Origin of the sequence: Colwellia sp. MB3u-41 (assembly GCF_014076845.1) — a bacterium.
Classification (GTDB): domain Bacteria; phylum Pseudomonadota; class Gammaproteobacteria; order Enterobacterales; family Alteromonadaceae; genus Colwellia_A.
The window spans coordinates 1-23,756 of the sequence record NZ_JACGUT010000082.1; the positions used below are offsets into that span (position 1 = coordinate 1).

Annotated in this window: 17 protein-coding genes; 10 read left to right on the top strand and 7 right to left on the bottom strand. The window is 37.0% G+C overall.

The annotated features are described in order from the left end of the window. Positions 1-1,113: 1,113 nt before the first annotated feature. The 3 genes from H4J73_RS13800 to H4J73_RS13810 all read right to left on the bottom strand — a co-directional run bounded on the left by H4J73_RS13800 (position 1,114) and on the right by H4J73_RS13810 (position 6,273). Positions 1,114-2,139, bottom strand: coding sequence for an NAD-dependent epimerase/dehydratase family protein (locus tag H4J73_RS13800; protein ID WP_182223654.1), 1,026 nt, complete (start codon positions 2,137-2,139; stop codon positions 1,114-1,116). Between the two features lie 116 nt (positions 2,140-2,255). Beyond that, positions 2,256-3,536 carry a Vi polysaccharide biosynthesis UDP-N-acetylglucosamine C-6 dehydrogenase TviB gene (gene tviB / locus H4J73_RS13805; protein WP_220460679.1) on the bottom strand — a complete coding sequence of 427 codons (1,281 nt, stop codon included), beginning with the start codon at positions 3,534-3,536 and terminating at the stop codon, positions 2,256-2,258. Positions 3,537-3,573: 37 nt separating this feature from the next. Then, positions 3,574-6,273 carry an SLBB domain-containing protein gene (locus H4J73_RS13810; RefSeq protein WP_182223653.1) on the bottom strand — a complete coding sequence of 900 codons (2,700 nt, stop codon included), beginning with the start codon at positions 6,271-6,273 and terminating at the stop codon, positions 3,574-3,576. A 462-nt stretch (positions 6,274-6,735) separates the two neighbouring features. Here H4J73_RS13810 and H4J73_RS13815 point away from each other — a divergent pair, with 462 nt between their 5' ends. From H4J73_RS13815 to serA, 4 genes are all read left to right on the top strand, one after another. Further along, positions 6,736-8,307, top strand: a complete 1,572-nt coding sequence (locus H4J73_RS13815) for a peptide MFS transporter (protein ID WP_182223652.1) — start codon at positions 6,736-6,738, stop codon at positions 8,305-8,307. A 124-nt stretch (positions 8,308-8,431) separates the two neighbouring features. Next, complete coding sequence (locus tag H4J73_RS13820) at positions 8,432-9,034, top strand: 5-formyltetrahydrofolate cyclo-ligase (RefSeq protein ID WP_182223651.1); 603 nt, start codon at positions 8,432-8,434, stop codon at positions 9,032-9,034. A gap of 51 nt (positions 9,035-9,085) precedes the next feature. After that, the gene (gene rpiA / locus H4J73_RS13825; protein ID WP_182176910.1) at positions 9,086-9,742 is read left to right on the top strand and encodes a ribose-5-phosphate isomerase RpiA; all 657 of its coding nucleotides are present in this window, start codon (positions 9,086-9,088) and stop codon (positions 9,740-9,742) included. A gap of 108 nt (positions 9,743-9,850) precedes the next feature. Further along, entirely contained in the window at positions 9,851-11,080 is a 1,230-nt protein-coding gene (gene serA / locus H4J73_RS13830; RefSeq protein WP_182176911.1) for a phosphoglycerate dehydrogenase, read from the top strand. 940 nt (positions 11,081-12,020) lie between these two features. Here the strand turns inward: serA and H4J73_RS13835 are convergent. After that, positions 12,021-12,911 (bottom strand): L,D-transpeptidase family protein, encoded by an 891-nt coding sequence (locus tag H4J73_RS13835; RefSeq protein ID WP_182223650.1) that lies wholly within the window; start codon positions 12,909-12,911, stop codon positions 12,021-12,023. Between the two features lie 79 nt (positions 12,912-12,990). Further along, positions 12,991-14,487, bottom strand: a complete 1,497-nt coding sequence (locus H4J73_RS13840) for a CYTH domain-containing protein (protein ID WP_182176913.1) — start codon at positions 14,485-14,487, stop codon at positions 12,991-12,993. Positions 14,488-14,701: 214 nt separating this feature from the next. On the opposite strand from H4J73_RS13840, the gene H4J73_RS13845 reads away from it, so the two are divergent. Next, positions 14,702-15,301: a TIGR04211 family SH3 domain-containing protein gene (locus H4J73_RS13845; RefSeq protein WP_182176914.1), complete on the top strand. Its 600-nt coding sequence runs from the start codon at positions 14,702-14,704 to the stop codon at positions 15,299-15,301. Between the two features lie 150 nt (positions 15,302-15,451). Here the strand turns inward: H4J73_RS13845 and H4J73_RS13850 are convergent, their stop codons facing one another. Beyond that, a complete protein-coding gene (locus H4J73_RS13850) occupies positions 15,452-16,492 on the bottom strand; it encodes a CDP-glycerol glycerophosphotransferase family protein (RefSeq protein WP_182176915.1) in 1,041 nt (346 codons plus the stop codon). 165 nt (positions 16,493-16,657) lie between these two features. Here H4J73_RS13850 and H4J73_RS13855 point away from each other — a divergent pair, with 165 nt between their 5' ends. The 4 genes from H4J73_RS13855 to H4J73_RS13870 are packed head-to-tail and all read left to right on the top strand — an operon-like array spanning position 16,658 to position 20,308. Beyond that, a complete protein-coding gene (locus H4J73_RS13855; RefSeq protein ID WP_182223649.1) occupies positions 16,658-18,169 on the top strand; it encodes a capsule assembly Wzi family protein in 1,512 nt (503 codons plus the stop codon). A gap of 41 nt (positions 18,170-18,210) precedes the next feature. Then, positions 18,211-18,657: an adenylyltransferase/cytidyltransferase family protein gene (locus tag H4J73_RS13860; protein ID WP_182176917.1), complete on the top strand. Its 447-nt coding sequence runs from the start codon at positions 18,211-18,213 to the stop codon at positions 18,655-18,657. After that, complete coding sequence (locus H4J73_RS13865) at positions 18,657-19,259, top strand: SDR family oxidoreductase (RefSeq protein WP_182176918.1); 603 nt, start codon at positions 18,657-18,659, stop codon at positions 19,257-19,259. Before H4J73_RS13860 ends, H4J73_RS13865 begins: the two co-directional genes overlap by 1 nt. A gap of 17 nt (positions 19,260-19,276) precedes the next feature. Next, positions 19,277-20,308 carry a CDP-glycerol glycerophosphotransferase family protein gene (locus H4J73_RS13870; RefSeq protein ID WP_182176919.1) on the top strand — a complete coding sequence of 344 codons (1,032 nt, stop codon included), beginning with the start codon at positions 19,277-19,279 and terminating at the stop codon, positions 20,306-20,308. 364 nt (positions 20,309-20,672) lie between these two features. Here the strand turns inward: H4J73_RS13870 and H4J73_RS13875 are convergent, their stop codons facing one another. After that, the gene (locus H4J73_RS13875) at positions 20,673-21,194 is read right to left on the bottom strand and encodes an RICIN domain-containing protein (protein ID WP_182176920.1); all 522 of its coding nucleotides are present in this window, start codon (positions 21,192-21,194) and stop codon (positions 20,673-20,675) included. Positions 21,195-22,155: 961 nt separating this feature from the next. On the opposite strand from H4J73_RS13875, the gene leuA reads away from it, so the two are divergent. Further along, positions 22,156-23,721 carry a 2-isopropylmalate synthase gene (gene leuA / locus H4J73_RS13880; protein ID WP_182176921.1) on the top strand — a complete coding sequence of 522 codons (1,566 nt, stop codon included), beginning with the start codon at positions 22,156-22,158 and terminating at the stop codon, positions 23,719-23,721. The last annotated feature ends 35 nt before the right edge of the window (positions 23,722-23,756 follow it).

Genomic DNA, 23,756 nt, shown 5'->3' on the forward strand with positions numbered 1-23,756 from the left:
TTGTTAATGGTGCAGAGTTCTTAATGATGGTCAGAGTTCTTAATGATGGTCAGAGTTCTTAATGATGGTGTTGGCTTCTTGATGATGGTGTTGGCTTCATGATTATAGTTTTTGTTCAGAGTCACGGTATTTTCCTGCCCTTTTGTCGTCGTGCTGAATTTATTTCAGTATCTGGGGGTTGTAGGTAAGTACAGATCCTGAAACAAGTTCAGGATGACGGGTACACAATCAGGATGACGGGGATGCGCGGCTACGATGGTGGGTAATCGCAAACTTGTTAATGGTGCAGAGTTCTTGATGATGGTGTTGGCTTCTTGATGATGGTGTTGGCTTCATGATTATGGTTTTTGTTCAGAGTCACGGTATTTTCCTGCCCTTTTGTCGTCGTGCTGAATTTATTTCAGTATCTGGGGTTTGTAGGTAAGTACAGATCCTGAAACAAGTTCAGGATGACGGGTACACAATCAGGATGACGGGGTTGCTCGGCTACGATGGTGGGTAATCGCTAACTTGTTAATGGTGCAGAGTTCTTGATGATGGTGTTGGCTTCATGATTATGGTTTTTGTTCAGAGTCACGGTATTTTCCTGCCCTTTTGTCGTCATGCTGAATTTATTTCAGTATCTGGGGTTTGTAGGTAAGTACAGATCCTGAAACAAGTTCAGGATGACGGGTACACAATCAGGATGACGGGGATGCGCGGCTACGATGGTGGGTAATCGCTAACTTGTTAATGGTGCAGAGTTCTTAATGATGGTCAGAGTTCTTAATGATGGTCAGAGTTCTTGATGATGGTGTTGGCTTCATGATTATAGTTTTTGTTCAGAGTCACGGTATTTTCCTGCCCTTTTGTCGTCATGCTGAATTTATTTCAGTATCTGGGGGTTGTAGGTAAGTACAGATCCTGAAACAAGTTCAGGATGACGGTTTTATGTTCAGGATGACAGTAGTGGAGTCTGGTTGACGGTGTTGGTGTCAGGATGACGGGTGCACAATCAGTATTACGGGTTACGCTGCCACTATGGCGAAGTGCCTGTGCGTATTGGCCAAACGGGTTTATGTTTGAGCTTTGCATTCAACAATGTAAAGTCCGATAAAATCGGACTTTACTTATCTATTTTGTCATAAAATTAATATACCAAGGCATCGCTTTATCAATACCTTGTTGAATTTTAAACTCAGGTTCAAAACCTAATAAATTTTTAGCTTTAGAAATATCCGCTTGAGAATGTAAAACATCCCCTGCCCTGAAATCTTGATAAATTGCTGATTTATCATAATTTACGCCATTTGCTTTTAATGCGACTTTTAAGCTATCGAATAAAGTATTCAAGCTTGTTCTATCGCCTAAAGCCACATTATAAACTTGGTTCTTACCGGCATCATCTGCTGTAGCCGCTAATATATTTGCTTGTACCGCATTTTCAACAAAACAAAAATCACGGCTCGTTTCACCATCACCATTGATATATAAGTCTTGGTTGTCGATCATCGCGGCTGTCCATTTTGGGATCACTGCTGCGTATGCTCCGTCGGGGTCTTGACGTTTACCGAATACATTAAAGTAACGTAAACCGGTTGCATTCAAACCATAGGTTTTGTTGAACACGTCAGCATATAGCTCGTTTACATACTTTGTTACGGCGTAAGGTGATAATGGCTTGCCTATATTTTCTTCTACTTTAGGTAATGCAGGATGATCACCGTAAGTAGAACTTGAAGCGGCATAAACAAAAGTACTGACTTGCTCTTCTTTTGCTGCGGTTAACATATTAACAAAACCGGTAATATTAGCAGCGTTCGTTAATATTGGGTCTGCAATTGAGCGAGGTACTGAACCTAAAGCTGCTTGATGAAGTATGTAATCAACACCTGAAACTGCTTTTTGACAGTCATCGAAATTACGAATATCGCCTTTGATAAAGGTAAACTTTACCCATTGCTCTGCTGAAACCTGAGACTGAACTTCGTCTAAGTTATGCTGGTGGCCCGTTGCAAAGTTATCTAAACCCACGACTGTTTGACCAAGCTTTAGTAATGTTTCAAGAATGTTTGAACCAATAAAACCAGCAACGCCAGTGACAAGCCATTTTTTGGGTGTTTGTTCGAGTTGAATTTTAACTTCGCTAAAACGAGACATTAGTTTCCTTTACCTATTTACTTATTTGTTTATTATTTGTTTTGAGATCCTGAAACAAGTTCAGGATCATTATATCTATTTCACATGAGGGATGCTTACTTAAAAGATAACTAACGCTACAAACGCATATCGACACTATCTTTGGGGAGTAAATATTTCAAATCATAAAGAACATGATTCTTCTTACCCAACTTGCGGATATTTTCAGCTCCCAGTTTTTTAAACTGGTCATGAGATACCGCTAAAACTATCGCGTCATAAGTATCTGCTTTTGGTGTTTGGTTTAGCGACAAGCCATATTCATGTTCTGCAGCTTCACTTGAACACCAAGGGTCAGTAATATCGACATTTATATTATATTCTTTTAGCTCGCTAACAATATCAACAATTTTAGTATTACGTAAATCAGGGCAGTTTTCTTTAAATGTTAAACCCATTACTAATACATTGGCCCCCTCAACTTGAATACGGTTTTTCAGCATTTTTTTAACCAGTTGAGAAACCACATAGGCCCCCATACCATCGTTTAAGCGACGACCAGCTAAAATCATTTCAGGGTGATAACCCACCGATTGTGCTTTATGGGTTAAATAATAAGGGTCAACACCAATACAATGACCACCGACTAGCCCCGGACGGAAGGGTAGAAAGTTCCATTTTGTACCTGCTGCTTCTAGTACTTCTAATGTGTCGATACCTAGTTTGTTAAAAATGATTGATAATTCATTAATCAATGCAATATTGACATCACGCTGGGTGTTTTCAATCACTTTAGCCGCTTCTGCCACTTTTATCGAACTGGCTTTGTGTGTGCCGGCAATAATAATAGAGCGGTAGAGTTGGTCAACAAACTCGGCAATTTCGGGTGTTGAACCTGAAGTTACTTTTAAAATATTAATAACGCGATGTTCTTTATCGCCTGGGTTGATTCGTTCAGGTGAGTAACCCGCAAAAAAATCGGTATTGAACGTTAAGCCTGAAAACTGTTCTACAACAGGAATACACGATTCTTCTGTAGCGCCAGGGTAAACCGTCGATTCATAAATAACAATATCGCCTTTGTTAATGACTTTACCCAGCATTTCGCTGGCTTTAATTAACGGGGTTAAATCAGGTCGTTTGTGCTTATCAATCGGTGTGGGCACCGTAACAATGTATACATTGCACGTTTTTAAATCATCAACGGTGCATGAGTAAGATAACGCTTTAGTATGGGCAAGCTCTTCATCACTCACTTCTAGTGTACGGTCTGTACCACTTTGTAGTTCTGCAATTCTAGATTGGTTAATATCAAAACCTAAGGTTGGGTATTTTTTACCAAACTCTACCGCTAAAGGTAAACCTACATAGCCTAAACCAATTATGGCTAATTTTACTTCACTTAAATCGTTGATCATCTTTATTCATTCCATTTTGAATTTTTATAAAAAGCGTTTAAAGTCCACTGATCGCAGCAACTGCTACTGCGGTGTTGTACATAATGGTGGTTGCCGTTGTCCAGAGCGTTAAGCTATTCATGTACTCAGAATCGAGTGGCACTACAATAGAATCTCCTGGTTTTAAAGCGGAGTCGCTAGTACCCGCAAACCAATTACTTTCTTGGAGCATTCTGATACTGCCGTTTGACGAAATAATGTAAATTCTTTCATCGTCAGCGCGCTTTTTCAAGCCACCGCTTTGTGCAATATATTGTTCAACGCTTCGTGATGAGTCAAACATATGAGAACTATTAACTTGTACCTGTCCCATAACATTAACAGAGTCTTTCATCGTTGGAATGTAGAGAATATCGCCCCCTTCAACAGCAACATCATAATCATTACTCGCAATAACCCGTGGTAAGTTAATGACCAAACGCCCTACGGGTTCTACTTTAGTTAAATCAGCAAGAAGCGATTGTATTTCGGTGTAAGAGGTAACCGCACTATTGCTTGACAATGACTTCGTTGCCATTTCTATACGTAAGTCTGCACTCACTTTGATTAAGTTTTGTTTCTCTAGTTGTTTTAATTTCACCCGTGAAAACACTGAGCCATTGGGGTCAGCGAACGATGTTAAACCGCCCGCTTTCTTAATAACACTAGACAATTTATCGCCACGGCGAACGGTATATTTACCCGGAAAAAGTACTTCACCTCGTAACTCGATAACATTGTTCTCGCTCCATGCAGGAATTCGATGTACATTTAAACGGTCTTTACTTTTTAGTATAATGTTGTCTTCATCGACTTGTTGAAGTGCGTTAGCAAGTTGAATGTTTTTTGATATCTTTACAGCACTCATACCATCCATTTCGTTACGCGTTAATTCAGCTCGCGATAAGTAAGCTGATTCTTTAACGCCGCCAGCCGCTCTAATTAAGTCATTAACACGTGAATATTTCCCGAGTGGATAAACACCAGGAAATTTAACTTCTCCGTCAACTTCAACCAACTGAATAGGTGTGCCAGCGCCAGCTTGTTGGCGTAGTTTATTGACAATAGGCACCAGTAAACGTTGACGAGAAAACAAAGCCATTTCACGAACATTGACAATATTTTTCGTTACGCCGCCACTAATGTCGTTAATAGATTGTTGAACCTCTTCATTAGCACTGTTCGCCACAAGACTATCTTTGCCATACTTATTCCAGAACTTTTTCCGTTTATCACTTTTAATGACTAAATTTCTTTCTTTCGCCAAGAGCTCTTCTTGTGTATAAGCAAGTTCATCTAATAAAAATTGCTCATCTGATAAGGTAATCGCACTTGAAAAAACAATAATTTTATCATTGGTATTTAGCTGAATATTATTTATAGAATTGTTATCAGCAAAAACTTCGGCTAAGTTAAACTGTAATATTTCAATATTGCGTGCGCTATCTATCTCTCTAACAATAATGCCGTAATTTAGGTCGGCGTAGGGCAGTAAGTAAGAGTCTGCATTACGGATAACATCAGATAATTGCTGCTGTTTATGCCACTGATATTTCCCAGGCCTGGCTACCGCGCCAATGAGGGTAATTGATTGACCATACATGTCTGAGCTTTTCAAAATGCGAATATAGTCACCTGGCTCAACGGCTTTTGCACTTTCATTTTTATTTGATAGGTCGATATTGATGATGCTTCGCAAGTTACTGCTATTATATCTTTCTACAGTCGCTGACTTAGGGTAGGCAGAAGGCAATAAGCCACCAGCCATGGCAATAACAGAATCAAAATTATCTTTTTCAGCTAATTCATAAATAGCAGGACGACGCACTTCACCAAATATCGATGCACTTGGTCCTTGAGCAGGAATTAAAACAACATCACCTGATTGTAATAAAATATCACTTGATGAATCACCTTCAATCAGTAGTTCATATAGATCTACTTTTTGAATAAGTTTACCGCCACGCTTAACTTCGATGTTCCTTAATGAACCAATATCACTTATACCACCCGCAGCAAAAATGGCATGAGTTACTGAAGACAAAGAACTAAGAGTATATGGGCCTGGTTTATAAGCAGCGCCCATGACTAAAACACGCATTGAACGCAGTTCGGTAAGACTTACCACAACATCAACGCCAATAATCTTTTGTTTTACTTTATTAACAACGAATTTTTTTAGCTCTGAAAAAGTGAGTCCTGCCACTTTTATTGGTCCAAAAGTAGGGAAAACCAACTCGCCTTCACGACTGACCGTTAAGTTCATTTCGCGGTTTTCTTTGCCAAACACTTGTACAGAGACTGAATCCCCCGTACCTAAGATATAACCTTCAGGAATAGCAATATCCATTACTGGCGAAAAAGTAGAAGGGGCATTTGCAAAAACCTCTAAACCGAAACGGGGAAGCTTTTTGAACAGATTTTCTGCGTTCTTTTGCTCATCTGATTCATTTTCATTTTGATTGTTCGTATTATCGCCGTTTAAAGCGCGTGGAATAATAGGGGTATTTACCGGTCCTTGTTGAGTGTTTTTTCCGGCTAATTGTGCTTCGATAGCACTGAGGTTAACCCCCATACTTTTAGCTAACACTTGTTGCTGAGATTTAGGTAGTTTTTTAAATTGTTCTATTTGCTGAGCAGACACCTGCTGTGCATATAAATTAAAAGAGAGCGTAAAAAGTAAAGAGGCTGCTATAACATAGCGAATAATATTCATCATTGGCGCAATAAATTTCCTATAAATTCAAGATAAAAAGTTAGCTAAAAATTCTAAAACGTAAAACAAGCAGATAAAATAAGTTAAAGGCAATAAATTAATATATTGCCTTATAAATAAGCTGCAAAAATTAACCTTTGGAGTTTATCAGCAACGACCTCTTGAATAAAGTAACTTTTTCTCCTTTAAAAAGTAAACGCATTCTGTATTAGCTTGCCTATTAATAGGTTATTTTGTTTGCCAGAAGTAAACAATGGTAACTAAAACATTACATCTGCTTAATCAAATCTCAGTGCTGAACTATTGCCTTTCATGGCAAGCACAGGTATAACACACGCTGACTTTTGCAAATAAATTTGCCAATAATTACAGCGCAAAGAACTTTTTTCAATATTTCAACCTGTTTTTAGCGAATTAAAATAAAAATATTTAACTGTAATTTACACTTATCTAGAGGATTTTTTTATGAGTACACCTGATGATACAGGTCTAGAAAATTTAGTTATAGGGACACCTGGTGAGGGTTCTTTTTTCGGTCATCCGGCAGGACTACAAACGCTGTTTGTCACAGAAATGTGGGAGCGCATGAGTTATTACGGTATGCGTATGCTACTGGTCTTATTTATGACCGCCACCTTACAAGAAGGTGGTTTAGGTTTAACCGTTGCTTCTGCTGCTGCTATCTATGGTTTATATACCGGTAGTGTTTATTTTATGGGCTTACCTGGCGGTTGGATAGCTGACCGATTAATTGGTGGTCAAAAAGCAGTTTGGTACGGCGCAATTATTATTATGATTGGCCATATTATCTTAGCTATTCCGAATGACACCACCTTTTTTATTGGTTTAATCGTCGTCATTTTAGGTACGGGTTTATTAAAACCGAATATTGGCGCTATGGTGGGTCAATTATACTCAGATGAAGATGTTCGTCGTGACAGTGGCTATGCCATTTATTATATGGGCATCAATTTAGGTTCAGTTATTGGCTATGCAGTTTGTGGCTACTTAATGGAAAATGTCGGTTGGCATTGGGCGTTTGGCGCCGCGGCTATAGGTATGGCATTAGGTTTAATTCAATACAAAATGACTACCCCTAAGCTTAACGGTATAGGAGAAAAGCCTGTATACCCGTTATCAGTTAAAGCACAAAAAACAAGCTGGACAGTGATTGGCGTCGTTCTAGCAGTTATTGCTCTGGTAACTTTTGCTGTATTTCAGGGCATATTAACCATTAAACCTGTCACCGTTGCCCAGTATGTTGCCGTAGCATTTTCTTTGATATTTGTTATTTATTATGCGGTTATTTATTTTGGTAGCTCAATTACACCGAATGAGAAGAAAAAGCTTTGGGCGTTATTACTTATTTGTATTGCCTCAGCTTGTTTTTGGTCTGGCTTTGAACAAGCGGGTTCTTCACTCAACTTATTTGCACGTGATTATACTGACCGTATAGTGGGATCATTTGAAATACCTACGGGTTGGTTCCAAATGACCAACTCGTTTTTTATCGTTTTACTCTCACCTTTTTTTGCTGCTCTATGGATTAACTTAGGTAAAAGAATGGTCAGCCCTTCTTACGGTATAAAGTGTGCTTTTGGTTTAATCATTATGGCCAGTGGTTTTATCGTGATGTTTTTTGCTGCGCAGTATGCGGCATCAGGAATGAAAGTAGCGCCTTATTGGTTAGTCGCCACTTACTTCTTGCACACCGTTGGTGAGCTTTGCTTGAGCCCTGTAGCATTAAGTGCCGTAAGTAAATTATCCCCTAAGCGTTTCGCTGGACAAATGATGGGTGTTTTTGTATTAACCTATTCAATTGGTAATATTATTTCTGGTTTGTTAGCGGGTAACTATGATCCAAATAACGTTGCACAAATTCCTTCACTTTATCTCCAAGTGAGCTTATTCAGTATTGGTATTGGTATCATTATTTTACTGGTTGGTTTCAAATCTAGATTTTGGGAAAACTTACCTGATGATTCAGAAGCATCTACAACTAACGCAAATGGTTCAACGGCAACGACTAACGCTTAATTAACTGTTAGTCATCGTTAAAGTGATTTTGAAAAGCCAACATTTATTGTTGGCTTTTTTATAGCTGATTTTTACTGTAACTTACTTGTTGTCGTTAGACTTATTTCATAAGGGGTTAAATATCATGAAAACAAGAGATGTGCTTCGCCAAGAAATTCGCTATCAACGCAGTTTATTAAACGCTGACCAGCAAGCAGAACAATCACTTTTATTATCGAAAAGACTCATTAAAGAAAAAGTAGTTAAAGGCGTTAAACACATCGCTATTTATTTAGCCAATGATGGCGAGTTAAATACTCAGCCTTTTATTAACTGGTGCTGGGAAAGTAACATCGCTGTTTATTTACCCGTAATACACCCCTTTAGTCAAGGGAATTTACTTTTTTTACACTATACTGAAACGTCTGCTCTTATCAAAAATAAATATGGTATTTTAGAACCTAAACTTGATGTGCGACATATAATAACGGTTGCGAACTTGGATATAATTTTTACGCCATTAGTCGCCTTCGACCGATACGGCAATAGACTGGGCATGGGCGGAGGGTTTTATGACAGAACCCTTGCTACTTGGTATGCACAATATAAGCAAAACCAACAGACTAAACCGTTACCTATTGGCTTAGCGCATGACTGTCAAAAAGTTGATAACATTCCCAGTGAAACTTGGGATATTCCCCTACTTAAAATTATCACCCCTACAACCAGCTATCACTTCGACATTTAATCATCTGCTGATATACTTCTACCTAATTTCTCCTCGCTAATTAGGATTCACATGACACAAGATGAAATGAAGAAGGCAGCAGCCCTTAAAGCACTTGAATTTATTAAAAACGATACCATTGTTGGCGTTGGCACGGGGTCTACTGTTAATCACTTTATTGACGCCCTAGCAACAATCAAAGACGACATTGAAGGTGCAGTTTCTAGCTCTGAAGTGTCGACTCAGAAGTTGAAAGCTCATGGTATCGAAGTGTTTGAATTGAACGATGTGGGTAGCATTGATGTTTATGTTGATGGCGCCGATGAAATTACTGAATATCTGTCGATGATAAAAGGTGGTGGTGCTGCACTAACTCGAGAGAAAATTGTCGCGGCCGTAGCAAAAACATTTGTCTGTATTGCCGATGAAAGTAAGCAAGTAAAAGTGCTAGGGAAATTTCCACTACCGGTAGAGGTTATTCCGATGGCACGAAGCTATGTGGCTCGTGAATTAGTTAAGTTAGGTGGCGATCCCGTTTACCGTCAGGGCGTAATTACCGATAACGGTTGTGTAATTCTCGATGTACATAACTTAGAGATACTTGATCCTAAGAAACTTGAAAACGATATTAATGCCATTGTAGGGGTTGTTACTAATGGTTTGTTTGCACTACGTGGCGCTGATGTTTTAATTTTAGGCACTAAAGATGGCGCAAAACTCATAAAATAAATCTTTAGAGTTTATACACTATATGCTAATTTAGAAATCTAGCCATCTAAATGCTTTATAGATGGTTAAGGCAATGACCACTATAGTCCTACATGAGATATTAGACCAATGAGCAATAATTCATTAGCAAAAGAAAAAATTAAAATTTTATTACTTGAAGGCGTTCACCCTAGCGCTATTGAAGAGTTAAAAATGAAAGGCTACAGCAATATTGAATGTATAAGTACATCGCTTGCTGAAGAAGATTTAATCAAAAAAATTGCTAATGTCCACTTTATTGGTATTCGCTCACGCACTCAGTTAACCGATCATGTTTTAAGCCATGCCAAGAAACTCGCCGCTATTGGTTGTTTCTGTATTGGTACGAACCAAGTTGACATTAAAGCGGCTCAAAAGCGCGGTATTCCGGTATTTAATGCCCCGTTTTCAAATACCCGCTCGGTTGCCGAACTAGTATTAGGTGAAACTTTATTATTATTACGTGGTATTCCTGAAAAAAGTGCTAAAGCACATCGTGGTGTCTGGCATAAATCTGCGGCAGGCTCTGTAGAAGCTCGCGGAAAAACGTTGGGTATTATAGGTTACGGACATATTGGTACACAGTTAGGTATTTTAGCTGAAACCTTGGGTATGCGTGTTCGCTTTTATGATATCGAAACTAAACTTACCTTAGGTAATGCGAGCCAAGCACCGAGTTTAAAAGCTTTATTACAAGAAGCTGATGTAGTTAGTTTACACGTACCTGAAACGGTTCAAACACAAAACATGATGGCAGCAAAAGAATTTGCAATCATGAAAGACGGTGTTATTTTTATCAATGCTTCTCGTGGCACCGTCGTTGATATTGATGCTCTAGCACAAGCGCTTAAAAGTAAAAAAGTCGCGGGCGCAGCAATCGATGTTTTCCCTGTTGAACCCAAAGGTAATGATGAAGAGTTTATTTCACCCTTACGCGAATTTGACAATGTTATTTTAACACCGCACATTGGTGGTAGTACTAAAGAAGCTCAGTCAAATATTGGCTTAGAAGTAGCGAGTAAACTGGCTAAGTATTCTGACAACGGTTCAACACTTTCAGCGGTTAACTTCCCAGAAGTTTCTTTGCCAGAGCATACGGGTACGAGTCGTTTATTACATATTCATCGTAACCAACCGGGTGTCTTAACCCAGATTAACCAAGCCTTTGCAAAACACAATATTAATATTGCTGCTCAGTACTTGCAAACAGATGATAAAATTGGTTATGTGGTTATTGATATTGAAGCGCAAGATAGTGTGCTTGCATTACGTGAATTAAAGCAGATTGACGGCACAATTCGCGCACGTATTCTTCATTAGTATGCAGAGAATATAATATAAAAACAGCAACGAGACTTAATGAGTCTCGTTTTTTTATTTCCATATTAACGATCCGTCATTTGACCGCATAACAGAACCTATTACAGCCCCAATAATACCCAAAGGAACGAACTTGTTGTCATACTGAATTCAAAAACCTCAGATCTTTTGTAATTATCCATTCTCGTCATAGTGAGTTTATTTCAGTATCATTCCCGTCATGCTGAATTTATTTCAGTATCATTCTCGTTGTTAAGAAAGAGATCCTGAAACAAGTTCAGGATGACGGAATTGGACTTCATACTCACGGTATTTGGGTACATGCTGAATTTATTTCAGTATCATTCCTGTCATACTGAATTTATTTCAGTATCATTACCGTCATGCTGAATTTATTTCAGTATCATTCCCGTCACGCTGAATTTATTTCAATATCTGCTCTTTGAGTTTTTAAGGACGAGATCCTGAAACAAGTTCAGGATGACGGAATTGGGCTTCATACTCACAGCGTTTGAGTACATACTGAATTTATTTCAGTATCCATGTCCGTCATGCTAAATTTATTTCGGTATCCATGTCCGTCATGCTGAATTTATTCCAGTATCATTCCTGTCATGCTGAATTTATTTCAGTATCATTCCCGTCATGCTGAATTTATTTCAGTATCATTCCTGTCACGCTGAATTTATTTCAGTATCATTCCCGTCATGCTGAATTTATTTCAGTATCATTCCTGTCATGCTGAATTTATTTCAGTATCATTCCTGTCATGCTGAATTTATTTCAGTATCTGCTCTTTGAGTTTTTAAAGACGAGATCCTGAAACAAGTTCAGGATGACGGAATTGGGCTTCATACTTACGGCGTTTTAGTTCATTCTGATGGAGCTTGGGTTCATACTAATGGAGTTGATTTATGCTCATTGACAATATCTCTTTAGCTCAATTTAATGAAACGACGACACCTTCTGGATTAGCTAGTAGTAAACTCACTTTTTTTAACATTTGAACATTATTACCTATAAAATGTTTTACTGCTTTTGTCATCACTAATTTAACTTCTCCCCCCCCCTCAGGGGTTAACGGACTATGAAGTTCTATTTTCTTTCCATCGTGTTCATAAGACATTTTAATTGGCTGCTCTAATATACGAATAAGGGTGCCAATAGGAATATTGTTATATAACCATTCAATATCATTGTCATACAGGCGAATACAGCCAGAACTTGCACGCATACCAATGCCAAAACGTTTATTGGTACCGTGAAGTAAATACTCACTGGTGCCAATACGTAGTGCATATTTACCGAACGGGTTATTGGGCCCTGCCGGAACTTCTTTGACCATTTCTTTACCATGCTCTGCAAAGTAACGAGCGCGCATTTCTTGTGTTGGTCGCCAAGTAGGGTCTTTACGTTTTTCACCAATAGTACTGGTTAAATGGGGTGTTTCGAGCCCTTCTCGGCCAATACCAACAGGAAATACATAGACTAATTTTTCTCCCTTAGGGTAATAATACAACCGCATTTCAGCAAGATTGATCACAATACCTTCACGTTTACCAAAGGGTAGAAGCATTTGTTTTGGAATGACGATGTCACTGCCTGGTTCAAGTAAAAAAGGATCTACATTAGGGTTAGCGGCGAGTAATGCGAAAAAGCCAACATTATAGTTTTCAGCTAACGCTTGAAAGTAATCGCCCTTTATTGCTTTGTGAATCACTTGCTCTCCGATCAACCGGGAATCAGAAGAAGGTAGATTATAAACACTCCCCCAACTTACAAATGTTATGAAACTACTTAACAACATCCCGAAATTAACAACCCACTTCATGAAATTATCACCCTACTTATTATCTTCAACAACATGTTATGAAAATCTATACAACACTTACGATATTACAATAAAACGATTACGATTCATCTAACCAATAAGATTTCATCGTTAGTGCTATTTTTCTGGAGCTGTCTAACGCTATCAACAACCCTTCAACTTTACTTCCTTGCCATGAGACGAGTTTTTTGGGTTTCTCATCTAACGTTTGTAGCTGCTGGTGAATAATCCACAAGGTTTGTAATTCACTGATCCCTTGTTGAATATCCAACCAAGGCGTTCGATATTCCTTACGTTCATCTTCATCGAACAATAAACCAAACCAAGTTCCCGTTAATAAACTGCGATTCAATAACTTTGCTTGCGACAAGTATTCTTCTCTAGAGAGTGACTCTTTGTTTATGCTATTGGCAAATAAGACTGACATACTTTTCGTTAAGCTTTGCTTTGCAAAAGGTAATAACGCGTCATTAAGTTCAGATGGCTCAGTTAAAAGCATTGCCAGCAAATTAGCTTGCAGCGTATTAAAACGCATACCATGAAGTAGCTCAATGACATCATCACTGGTAGGAAGACGGCGTTTCTCCATTCTTAATTGTTCTACTAGTTGCTCACTGTAATTTAGCTTACGTCGATAGTTACCCGTTTTATTCGTGAGTTCTTGTAAATTAACGGCGTTATCAACCCACGAAAGTAAATGAACAAAATAACTTAACTCATCACGAATTTTTACTGAACCCTCAGGAAGATAGTCAGCAAAAAGCCAAAAACCATGACGAATTAACGCTAAGGTTTCAGTGACTTTTTCTAACTCTACTAAACTTGGCGCTGTTATATAATGTTCAATATGGTCATGTAAATGCGTCAAACAATGATTAATGCCTGTAGAAAATGCATTTAAAATAGATAAGCTACGGTCAATGGGCAAAGCATCAGTGATGGGCTTTTCATAGTTTGGCTTAGTATTTTTCCATAACCGATACCCCCGCGCTGCCTTGCTTTGGCTACTGGGTCTTACTGATACGACTGAAAATAGAAGTTTTGCAAGAAAAAGTAGATCTGATGTTGTGCCATTCACTAGCTCTAATTCAAGCTCACAAATTTTTTCACTTCTGCCATCACTACTAATATCACCTTGATCAAAGGCCACTTCTATCACCGAACCTGATAATAAAGTGACTAACCAAATAATTCGGGTAAAGTCTGTTGAAAAAAGCGGTATCAACGATTCTTGCAGTTGTGCTACTTTTTGATTAGGCGACCAAATATTGGCAGGGAATAAAGCCAGTTCAGGGAAATTATGACTGATGTCAATATTATACTCGGGTCGTTGATGCAAGCCTGCAATCACCACACCCGCAGTTTTTATGGTTTGCTCTAATTGGCCATCACAGCCTCTAATTCTAAGTCCCATATCATGATGGCGAAAATCTAAATTAGCTGTATCGTAGTAACAATTTGATAATTGCTTTGTTACGCACTTAAATGAAAGCTGTTGCTCGCTAAATAGCTCGGTAATCTTTTTTGGGGTATTATCACTCGTTACAAAATACTTGAGCTCAATTTCGGTAACCATATTCTTCCAATCAGTTTTTCGACATGTCAACATTCAGAGTTTACAACAGCAACATATGAAAACAAGTAGCGAACATTGCTTTGATCCAAAAATATCGATAATAAAACCTTTTTTACCAAAAAAACCTTAATGTTCGTAAACTTAACTTGCTATCAATCCTCCAAAGCCCTAGTATTTTGCTATTAATAATTCTCTAAACGTTAATGGTAGTTTCATGAAAATAATAAAAGCTTTATTGGTTGGCTTAGCCCTTAGTTTATCTTTCTCACTTCTTGCAGAAGACGCCGCCTCTAATCTTGACTCTGGATATATTTCAGACGACTTATTTATTTATATGCATTCAGGCGCTGGTAATAATTATCGCATTTTAGGCAGTATAAATTCAGGTACAGAAGTAAAGGTAACGGGCCAGTATGAAAATGATTACACAGAAATTGTTGATGATAAAAACCGCAATGTCTGGGTTGAAAGTAAATACATATCATTAAAGCCAGGTTTACGCTTTGTTATTGCCGAGCTTAACGAAAGACTCGCAAATACGACGAGTAATACAGACAGCATGTCTGAAGAACTTGCTCAAGCTAAAGATACCATTGAAAACCTTAGCAGTGAAAAAGCTCAGCTTAACAACGAAATAAGTCAATTAAATAAAACCTTGATGGTTACGCGTTCAAAATTAAAAGATCAAGATACTAATATCAAAAAAGAATGGTTTTTTAATGGTGCTATTGTATTAGTTATTGGCCTACTTTTAGGCTTAATTCTGCCAAGACTTGCCGCTCGTCGCAAAGGCTCTATGGATAATTGGAAGTAACGCTCTACTCCACTTTCCACTCAAAAAGCCATTTTATCATCGATTATATTTTCTGATGTTAAAGTGGCTTTTTTGTACGAAAAATTCAGTGCCGCGTTTTATCACTTTATCTATGACTTAAGGTAGTGACACCGATTTAGAGGGCGGGGATTACCATTGCCAATAGTTTAGTTTTTTACGCATTTTAAATTGTCTAAAAAAATCTATTGGTTTTTTATCTAACGGTAATGTACCAGATAATACTTCATCAACGGCATTTAAGACTCTAACTGAAGAGCTACCGTCATTGTATGGATGAGTCATTTTAATGAAATGTTTAATATGCTCCATTAATTGAGTCGGTTTTTGTAATGCTGTTTCAATGGTTTGCTCTAATAATTCAACATTGTCTATATCTAACAAATAATTTTCAGGCGCTATATTATTATAGGTCACCACAGGTTTACCTAATAATAAAAACATAATTAACACCGACGATGTATCACAAACCATAACATCCGCTTTTTGTAATAGTGGAATCACATTATCGTCTTCAACAAAAGATAAATGATCATTTTGAATTGATTTATATTGATTAACAGTTTCGATTGGCATTTTAGGATGGAACTGTACGAGCCAATTCCATTTACCTGTCTGACTGAGCCTTTTTACTGTGTCAAATAAGTGAGGAGCACAAGAAAGTTTTTTTGAGAAAGTTGAGCATAAAAGAATCGTCGGCTTATTTACTTTCTGACTTTCATCTTTTAAATATAAACGGTCTAGCGCACACCACCCAGTTTCAATGACTTTAAAATGTTTATGTTGCTTAGATAAAGCTAAAAAAGCCTCTGTGGTGCTTGGACCTTGAGTACAATAAAGATCAAAGCAATTTCTAATTTTAAAATGATCATTATTGCCTTTTTTATCAACTTTACCCGCATCAAAACCATGAAAGATAGCAACATTAATACCTGGTAAAAAAGTAGCAGCTATGTTTGCAGGATAAAAAATAGCCACTGGGTTATAGCTTTTTATTTCATCAATGGATGTTAATCGATATTCATCAACGCTTAGTAGGTCAGCGTTAACTTCTTTTCCCTCTATAAACCAAGCGACTTGATCGCCTCTCGCTAAAATAGCACTTTGCAAAGGTCGTAAAATAGCGTAAGCGTAATTTTGAGAAATATAAAACAAATAACGTTTTGCAGACATGAAACCTTCAACTTACCTAATAAAATAAAGACCTGTTAATTATCACCATTTTACCTATATATAACAGTGATGAAAACACGTATAATTTGATTTTTTGCGTTATTATACAATTTCCTTTATCAAATAAGATGAAACTGTAAAACTATTTAATGGATTTTTCCTAAAATGTTATTCTCTAAAACCATTTTTGCTGCGCTAACATTAGCACTAGGCATATCTTTAAGCACATATTCTCTAGCAGAGCCTTGGATAGACACTTCTGACATTTACTTAAAAGCTAACATTCAGTTACTAGCTGATACTGGCCATATTATTACCCCTGTAACAACTTACCCATTAATGTGGCACGATATTATTCGCGACATTAAAAGCATTAATCCAAAAAACTTAAACTCCAGTCAACAAAGTGCTTATTATTATATTATGCACCAATTTAAGCTAGCCAAAAAAAATCAAACACGTGTTAAAGCAAAGGTTGGATTCGAAAATAAACGATTCACCACTTTTGGAGACTATGTAAGCGATAAGAATAGTATCAGCATTCACTCAAGCTCTATGTTCGAAAATTTCGCAGCTAAGTTTGCACCAAGTTATACTTATCACCCTATTGATGGTGATAAAAAACGTTTAGATGGAAGCTATATTGCGGCATTTGTAGGTAATTGGGTAGTTTCATTAGGTCGACAAGAACGCTGGTATGGTCCAACGTGGGATACTAGCTTAAGTTTAACCAATAATGCCCGTCCAATTACTGCACTCGCTATTTCACGTAAATCAGCAGAACCCTTTATTATTCCATTTACTGAATTTGATATTCCATGGACAGTTACTAGTTTTATGGGAAAAATGGATGACGACCGCGTAGTCAAAAATACTTTACTGTGGGGATTCAGATTAAACCTAAAACCTTTTAAAAATTTAGAGCTAGGTATTACTCGATTAGCGCAATGGGGAGGAGATGGCCGCTCTCACAACCTTTCAATTTTTGGGGATATTCTTCTTGGCAAATCTAACTGTGGTATTGATGGTGTAGTTTGTGATGAAAACACACCAAATCCAGCAAATCAACAAGCCGGTTACGATTTCCGCTACAGTTTCAAGTTGTTGACTATTCCTGTGAGTTTTTACGGACAAAAGTTTGCCGAAGACGGTAGTGAAGGTACACTAAAATATTTTACCAAAGCACAACCCCAAGTCGGCTTTGACGCCCATCTGGCTCTTTTTGGTAAACCAAGTACCGTTTTTATTGAGGTGGCTGACAGTTTAGCTGATTGTGGAGAAAGAGATAATATTGGAGATTGCTATTATGAACACTCTAGTTATGCAACAGGCATGCGTTATAATGGTCGTTCGATTGGTAGCACTTATGAAAACGATTCAAAAACTTACGTGTTTGGTACTATTTCTCAGCTAGGTATAGATACTAGACTCACAGCCAAAATACGTTATTTAGATTTAAATTATGATAATCAGGACAAAGCTCCTGATAATCCTATTATCGGAAATACGGTAACCAGTATTGCAGAACAAGTGTGGATGATATCAAGCAGCATCCAACATGATTATAAAAACTGGCGTTTGACGCTAGCTACAGATATAAGCCATTCTACTTTTGATGATGATATAAGTAATGAAACAGACTTTAATGCCTCTTTTATGGTTGAATATAATCTGTAGTATGATGCGAGATAATAATTTTAATAAGGTAGGTTTATAATATGAGTTCTGTTGTTTACGTATCTGGTACTTTCGATTTATTCCATCGCAACCACTTAAAAATGATTGAATATGGAGCAGGTTTAGGCGGTACATTAATTGTAGGTGTGAGTACTGATGAATTAGTATGCAGCTATAAAAACCCTCCAGCAATACCTTTTGATGAACGTTTAGCAATCGTCAGTGCATTGAAATACCCTGATGTTGTTATTCCACAACGGTCATTAGAGCATACAGAAAGAGTAAAAGATCTTAATATTGATATATTCGTTATTGGTGATGATTGGAAAGGAAAATATGACTACCTTAGAGAACTTGGTGTTAAAGTTTTTTACTTCCCTTACGGCTCAGGTGTCAGTAGCTCAAATTTAAAAGTCCAAATAGCTGAACAATATAAAGAATTAATTACCAATTCTGATAAACATCCTAATCCAGATGTGAAAGTATAATGAAGTCTATTTTAATTACCGGTGGTGCGGGTGACTGGGCACAAAGCTTTTATCAGCAATTCAAAAATGAATATAATATTTCTACGCCAAGTAGAAGTGAAATGGATATAAGTAACGAATTAAGCATCAATAATTATTTCCAAAAAAACTCATTTGACATTGTTATAAATAATGCTGGCACAATCCATCCGAAGAGAATTTTAGAAAGCGATACTCATCTTTGGATTAATGATATACAAGTCAATTTAATTGGCACTTATCTCACCGCTAAAGCAGCATTAACCAAAAACTCTGACACTGTGATCATTAATATTTCATCAACCGCTGCATTTAATGCTTACCCTGATTGGTCATCTTATTGTGCTTCAAAAGCAGGTGTTGTCACCCTTTCTAAATGTTTAGCAAAAGATGGCTTTAATTCATATTGTTTGTGCCCGGGAGCAATAATGACAAAATTCAGAGATAAATTTGATTTACCAAACGACAATGTTTTAGCATGCGAAGATCTTTCAAAGCATGTGATTGATATAATGAATGAAAAATACACATCAGGTGATATTTTGTTTGTGCGTAAAGGTGAATTTATCTTAAATCCCAGCTAGATTATTAGTTTATGTCTATGAAAAAAAATAAGTACTTATTCTATATTTCACAAAATTACTCCTTTGAAATCTTGCGGCCTTTGCAGCAAGAAATTATAAAGCAAGGGAGTATAGTCGCTTGGTTTGTAGCTGGTGACGAGGTTGAATTAAATAACTTTCATGCCGAAGAAGTTGTCCTTAACACTGTTGATGATGTTATAAAATTTGACCCTGTTGCCTCTTTTATTCCAGGAAATGTGATACCAAGGTTTATTCCAGGAATTAAAGTACAAGTATTCCATGGTTTAGAATGGAAGAAAAAAGGCCATTTCGTTATTAGAGATTGTTTTGATCTTTATTGCACTCATGGTATAGCTACAACAGTTCGATTTCAGGAGTTAGCAAAAAAACACCAGTTTTTTGATGTAAAGGAAACGGGTTGGCCTAAATTAGATAATTTATTCAATACCCCTAAAGAACAATATTTCAACGACAAAAAGCCAACGATCCTTTTTGCTCCTACTTTTTCACCTTCTTTAACGTCTGCACCTTATTTGTTTGAGCAGATCACGGCTTTAGTGAATGAGAACAAATATAATTGGCTTGTAAAGTTTCATCCTAAAATGGATAAAAAATGGATTACGCTTTATTCACAATTTACATCAGACAACTTAAAAATAATAGAGTCTGCAAATATAAATAGCTTACTGCAGTCTGCTGATATCATGGTATCAGACACTTCATCTGTTATTGGTGAGTTTGCTCTATTAGGCAAACCCGTAATATCGTTAAATAATAGTCAACCCGGCAACTATTTAATTAACATTACTGAAGCAGAAGAATTGCCAAAGGCACTGCAAATTGCATTATCTCCTCCTAAAGTACTTTTAACGGCTATAAATAAATATGCAGCAGAGTTACACCCTTATTGTGATGGTAAGTCATCATTACGCATATTAGAGGCTGTTGAAGATATACAGTCAAACGGTAAGCAATCACAAAAACCATTACCACTAAATATTATAAGAAATTTAAAACAGCGAAAAAAGCTAAATTACTGGAAATTGTAAACGCCTTATATTAATTATGGTATTACTAAAATAATTTTTATTTTTTTAATTAAGCGACAAGATATTTACAAAGATATGATATCTTACATAGACAATAGATTTATCAAATACTTATCGATAAAAGTTGAGGCATGAACTTTGAAAAATCATGTGCAGATATTAAATTTTAACAAACATTCAAATTTGGTTATGTAAACGATGTTATAATATGGTGCTAGTGAATAGAGATTTACTATCTCAATTTTTATTTATTAGCTGATATTTTTTTATTCTTTTAAAAAAATAGGTTAATAAACTAAAAATTTCTATATACAGTAAACCCCACTTATTCGCGGGGTTTACTTAAAGTATAAAATTCTTTAAATTAGTTATATTCTATATCTGTCACAGTCCAAAATTGATCTTCGTAGCCTTCACATGTCCATAATTGTACATTTGCACCTGCTCCCGCTGATGTACCTCCAACATCTAAACACCTATTCTTTGCACCGTTAAGAACATTTCCTGCATTTCCAGGCCAAGCTTCCAATTTCCAAGTTTGATCTTCACTACGATAGCTAGGTGGTTCACAGGTATAGATTATGACACTATCATCTTTACTACCTGTATGGCCTTTTGCATCTAGACACAAATTTGACTTTACATTTCTTATATTGTAATAACCTAGTCTTGCTTGTGATAAAGATACCGGCTGGCCAAATTCATTAGCAAAGTACCATCTTTGATCGTCGTAACCATCACAGTGATATAACTGTACACTGGTTCTTTTTTGGGCAGAATAACCTTTTGCATCTAAACACATACCTTTTTGAGCATTTGTTAGCGTAAAAGTTTCTGCTGCGGATACAATGTTTGACAATGATAAACAGCTGAATATTACAACCATTTGTATTACTTTTTTTAACATATTCCATTATTCCTTGTTAATATATGCCTACATCTTATAGACATTCAAATTCACGCATAAATTACCAGAATGTTACCGGCCTGTAAATAGAAGGTTAATAGGTAATAATCCAAAGTTTATTACAACTGCAAACTTTACAGAAATCCTGTTCAGAACACCTTAATGCTCGACTTTAAGCACTACTTTTGAAACTTTCTGATTCAGTAACTTAATTTCACCTTGAACTATTAAAAAACAAAAACATACCTACATCCTCATTTTGACACGAGTGTTTACTTTATTGAGATCAAAACGAAGAGGTATTGAAAATTTAAATTAGATATACCTAAACAGATGCGATTGCTAGGGTTAACCTTTGCATAAAAAGAAATTAGATATAGCACGCCTTGCCATCATTGATATCGACGCTAGATGAGTAAAAATGTCAAAGAGTTACCACAAGTAATAGTAAAAAAAACTAGGTTTTCTCTTACTACGATATATCGGATAAGATAAAATCAATGCATACAGTGAATGGCTAAGTTCAAACAACACATAATTAGTGACAAAGCACCTTATAAAATCAAAAGAATGGTCGATGATTTAACTCTATTCAGATAGGCTCCCTTAACCACCTTATATTAATTATGTTCACCATTATTCTTTTTAAATATTAATAATTAATTGACAATATTTGAGTAAATACGCTATTAATAGATGACTGTTTGCTCTTTCGAGCTAAACCAACCAAATAAGATTAATATAATGACAATAATTTTTAACATCACAAATGCTATTCGCATTAACCTCCTCCTCGCATTAACGGTGCGCGGATAGGTTTTTTATTGTTGTAAATTAAAGATAAACATTAAAACCCGCGCACATTACCGCGGGTTTTTTTATGCCTGTATTTGAGGTAAGAAGCGAATTTTCAGTACAAACAAATATTAAGGAATAAAACATGGACAGCAACGTAATTATTTTTGATACCACTTTACGTGATGGAGAGCAGGCATTAAATGCAAGCCTTTCAGTACATGAAAAGTTGCAAATTGCACTAGCCATAGAACGGTTAGGTGTTGATATTATGGAAGTTGGCTTTCCCGTTTCTTCTCCGGGCGACTTTAAATCTGTTCAACAGATTGCTCGAACAATTAAAAACTCCCGTGTCTGTGCCCTAGCTCGAGCTGTTGAAGGAGATATTCAAGCTTGTGCAGATGCATTAAAGGTAGCAGACCAATTTCGTATTCATACATTTATTTCTACATCAGATGTTCATGTTCAACAAAAATTAAAAAAAGATTTTGCCGATGTTGAAGCAATGGCGATACATGCCATTAAATTTGCCCGAAAATTCACTGACGATGTCGAGTTTTCTTGTGAGGATGCTGGCCGCACCCCTATCGACAATTTATGCCGTATGGTTGAAAACGCGATAAAAGCCGGTGCAACAACCATCAATATTCCTGATACGGTGGGCTATACCCTACCCAATGAATTTGGCGGTATTATTACCCAATTATTTAATCGTGTGCCAAATATTGACCAAGCGGTAATTTCGGTGCATTGCCATAACGATTTAGGTTTGGCGGTTGCTAACTCAATGTCTGCAGTACAAGCCGGGGCAAGGCAAATCGAATGTACTATAAACGGTATCGGTGAACGCGCCGGCAACTGTTCATTAGAAGAAGTCGCGATGATAATGAAAACCCGCCAAGACTTCTTAAATGTACACACTAATATCAACCATCAAGAAATTGCTCGCACCTCAAAGTTAGTCAGCCAGTTATGTAATATGCCCGTGCAGTTAAACAAAGCGATTGTTGGCGGTAACGCTTTTAGTCACTCGTCAGGTATACACCAAGATGGCATGTTAAAAGCCAGCAATACCTATGAAATTATGACCCCAGAAAGTGTCGGCATCAGTAAAACAAAATTAAACTTAACATCTCGCAGTGGTCGCCACGTTATTAAGCACCGCATGGCAAGTTTAGGTTATACCGAGACGGAGTTTGATTTAGAAGAGTTATACAGTGATTTTTTAGCGTTAGCCGATAAAAAAGGTCAAGTCTTTGATGATGACTTAGAAGCGTTGCACTTTAATATTCAACAACAGGGTGAAGAACAAGAATTCTATCATTTAGAAACATTAAACGTGCAATGTGGCGGTGGAGAGTTTTCAACGTCAAGTATTAAGTTAGTCGCAGGTAAAGAGAGCCATATTGTTTCTGAAACCGGTAATGGCCCCGTTGACTCTCTATATCGTGCCATTAAAAAAGCCGTTGATATTGACTTTGAGGTCGCTGATTACAAAATATCAAACAAAGGTGAAGGTGAAGACGGTTTAGGTAAAGCTGACTTAGTGGTTGCTTGGCAAGGCCGAAAGTTTCACGGCTATGGTTTAGCCACCGATGTTATTGACGCCTCAGCAAAAGCCTTGATCCACGCACTCAATAATATTCATCGTGCGATCACTATCAATGAAATGAAAAGCGAACTAAAAAATGAAGTACAAGCTTCGTTATAAATACACCAATAATAAGATTGACTAAAGGTATAAAA

What these genes read in the sequence shown, in the direction of transcription:
- H4J73_RS13800 (WP_182223654.1), bottom strand. Translation starts at nt 2,139, where the DNA reads ATGTCTCGTTTTAGCGAAGTTAAAATTCAACTCGAACAAACACCCAAA.
- leuA (WP_182176921.1), top strand. Translation starts at nt 22,156, where the DNA reads ATGGACAGCAACGTAATTATTTTTGATACCACTTTACGTGATGGAGAG.
- H4J73_RS13840 (WP_182176913.1), bottom strand. Translation starts at nt 14,487, where the DNA reads ATGGTTACCGAAATTGAGCTCAAGTATTTTGTAACGAGTGATAATACC.
- H4J73_RS13820 (WP_182223651.1), top strand. Translation starts at nt 8,432, where the DNA reads ATGAAAACAAGAGATGTGCTTCGCCAAGAAATTCGCTATCAACGCAGT.
- H4J73_RS13850 (WP_182176915.1), bottom strand. Translation starts at nt 16,492, where the DNA reads ATGTCTGCAAAACGTTATTTGTTTTATATTTCTCAAAATTACGCTTAC.
- H4J73_RS13810 (WP_182223653.1), bottom strand. Translation starts at nt 6,273, where the DNA reads ATGATGAATATTATTCGCTATGTTATAGCAGCCTCTTTACTTTTTACG.
- H4J73_RS13870 (WP_182176919.1), top strand. Translation starts at nt 19,277, where the DNA reads ATGAAAAAAAATAAGTACTTATTCTATATTTCACAAAATTACTCCTTT.
- serA (WP_182176911.1), top strand. Translation starts at nt 9,851, where the DNA reads ATGAGCAATAATTCATTAGCAAAAGAAAAAATTAAAATTTTATTACTT.
- H4J73_RS13875 (WP_182176920.1), bottom strand. Translation starts at nt 21,194, where the DNA reads ATGGTTGTAATATTCAGCTGTTTATCATTGTCAAACATTGTATCCGCA.
- H4J73_RS13855 (WP_182223649.1), top strand. Translation starts at nt 16,658, where the DNA reads ATGTTATTCTCTAAAACCATTTTTGCTGCGCTAACATTAGCACTAGGC.
- H4J73_RS13815 (WP_182223652.1), top strand. Translation starts at nt 6,736, where the DNA reads ATGAGTACACCTGATGATACAGGTCTAGAAAATTTAGTTATAGGGACA.
- tviB (WP_220460679.1), bottom strand. Translation starts at nt 3,536, where the DNA reads ATGATCAACGATTTAAGTGAAGTAAAATTAGCCATAATTGGTTTAGGC.
- H4J73_RS13865 (WP_182176918.1), top strand. Translation starts at nt 18,657, where the DNA reads ATGAAGTCTATTTTAATTACCGGTGGTGCGGGTGACTGGGCACAAAGC.
- H4J73_RS13835 (WP_182223650.1), bottom strand. Translation starts at nt 12,911, where the DNA reads ATGAAGTGGGTTGTTAATTTCGGGATGTTGTTAAGTAGTTTCATAACA.
- H4J73_RS13860 (WP_182176917.1), top strand. Translation starts at nt 18,211, where the DNA reads ATGAGTTCTGTTGTTTACGTATCTGGTACTTTCGATTTATTCCATCGC.
- H4J73_RS13845 (WP_182176914.1), top strand. Translation starts at nt 14,702, where the DNA reads ATGAAAATAATAAAAGCTTTATTGGTTGGCTTAGCCCTTAGTTTATCT.
- rpiA (WP_182176910.1), top strand. Translation starts at nt 9,086, where the DNA reads ATGACACAAGATGAAATGAAGAAGGCAGCAGCCCTTAAAGCACTTGAA.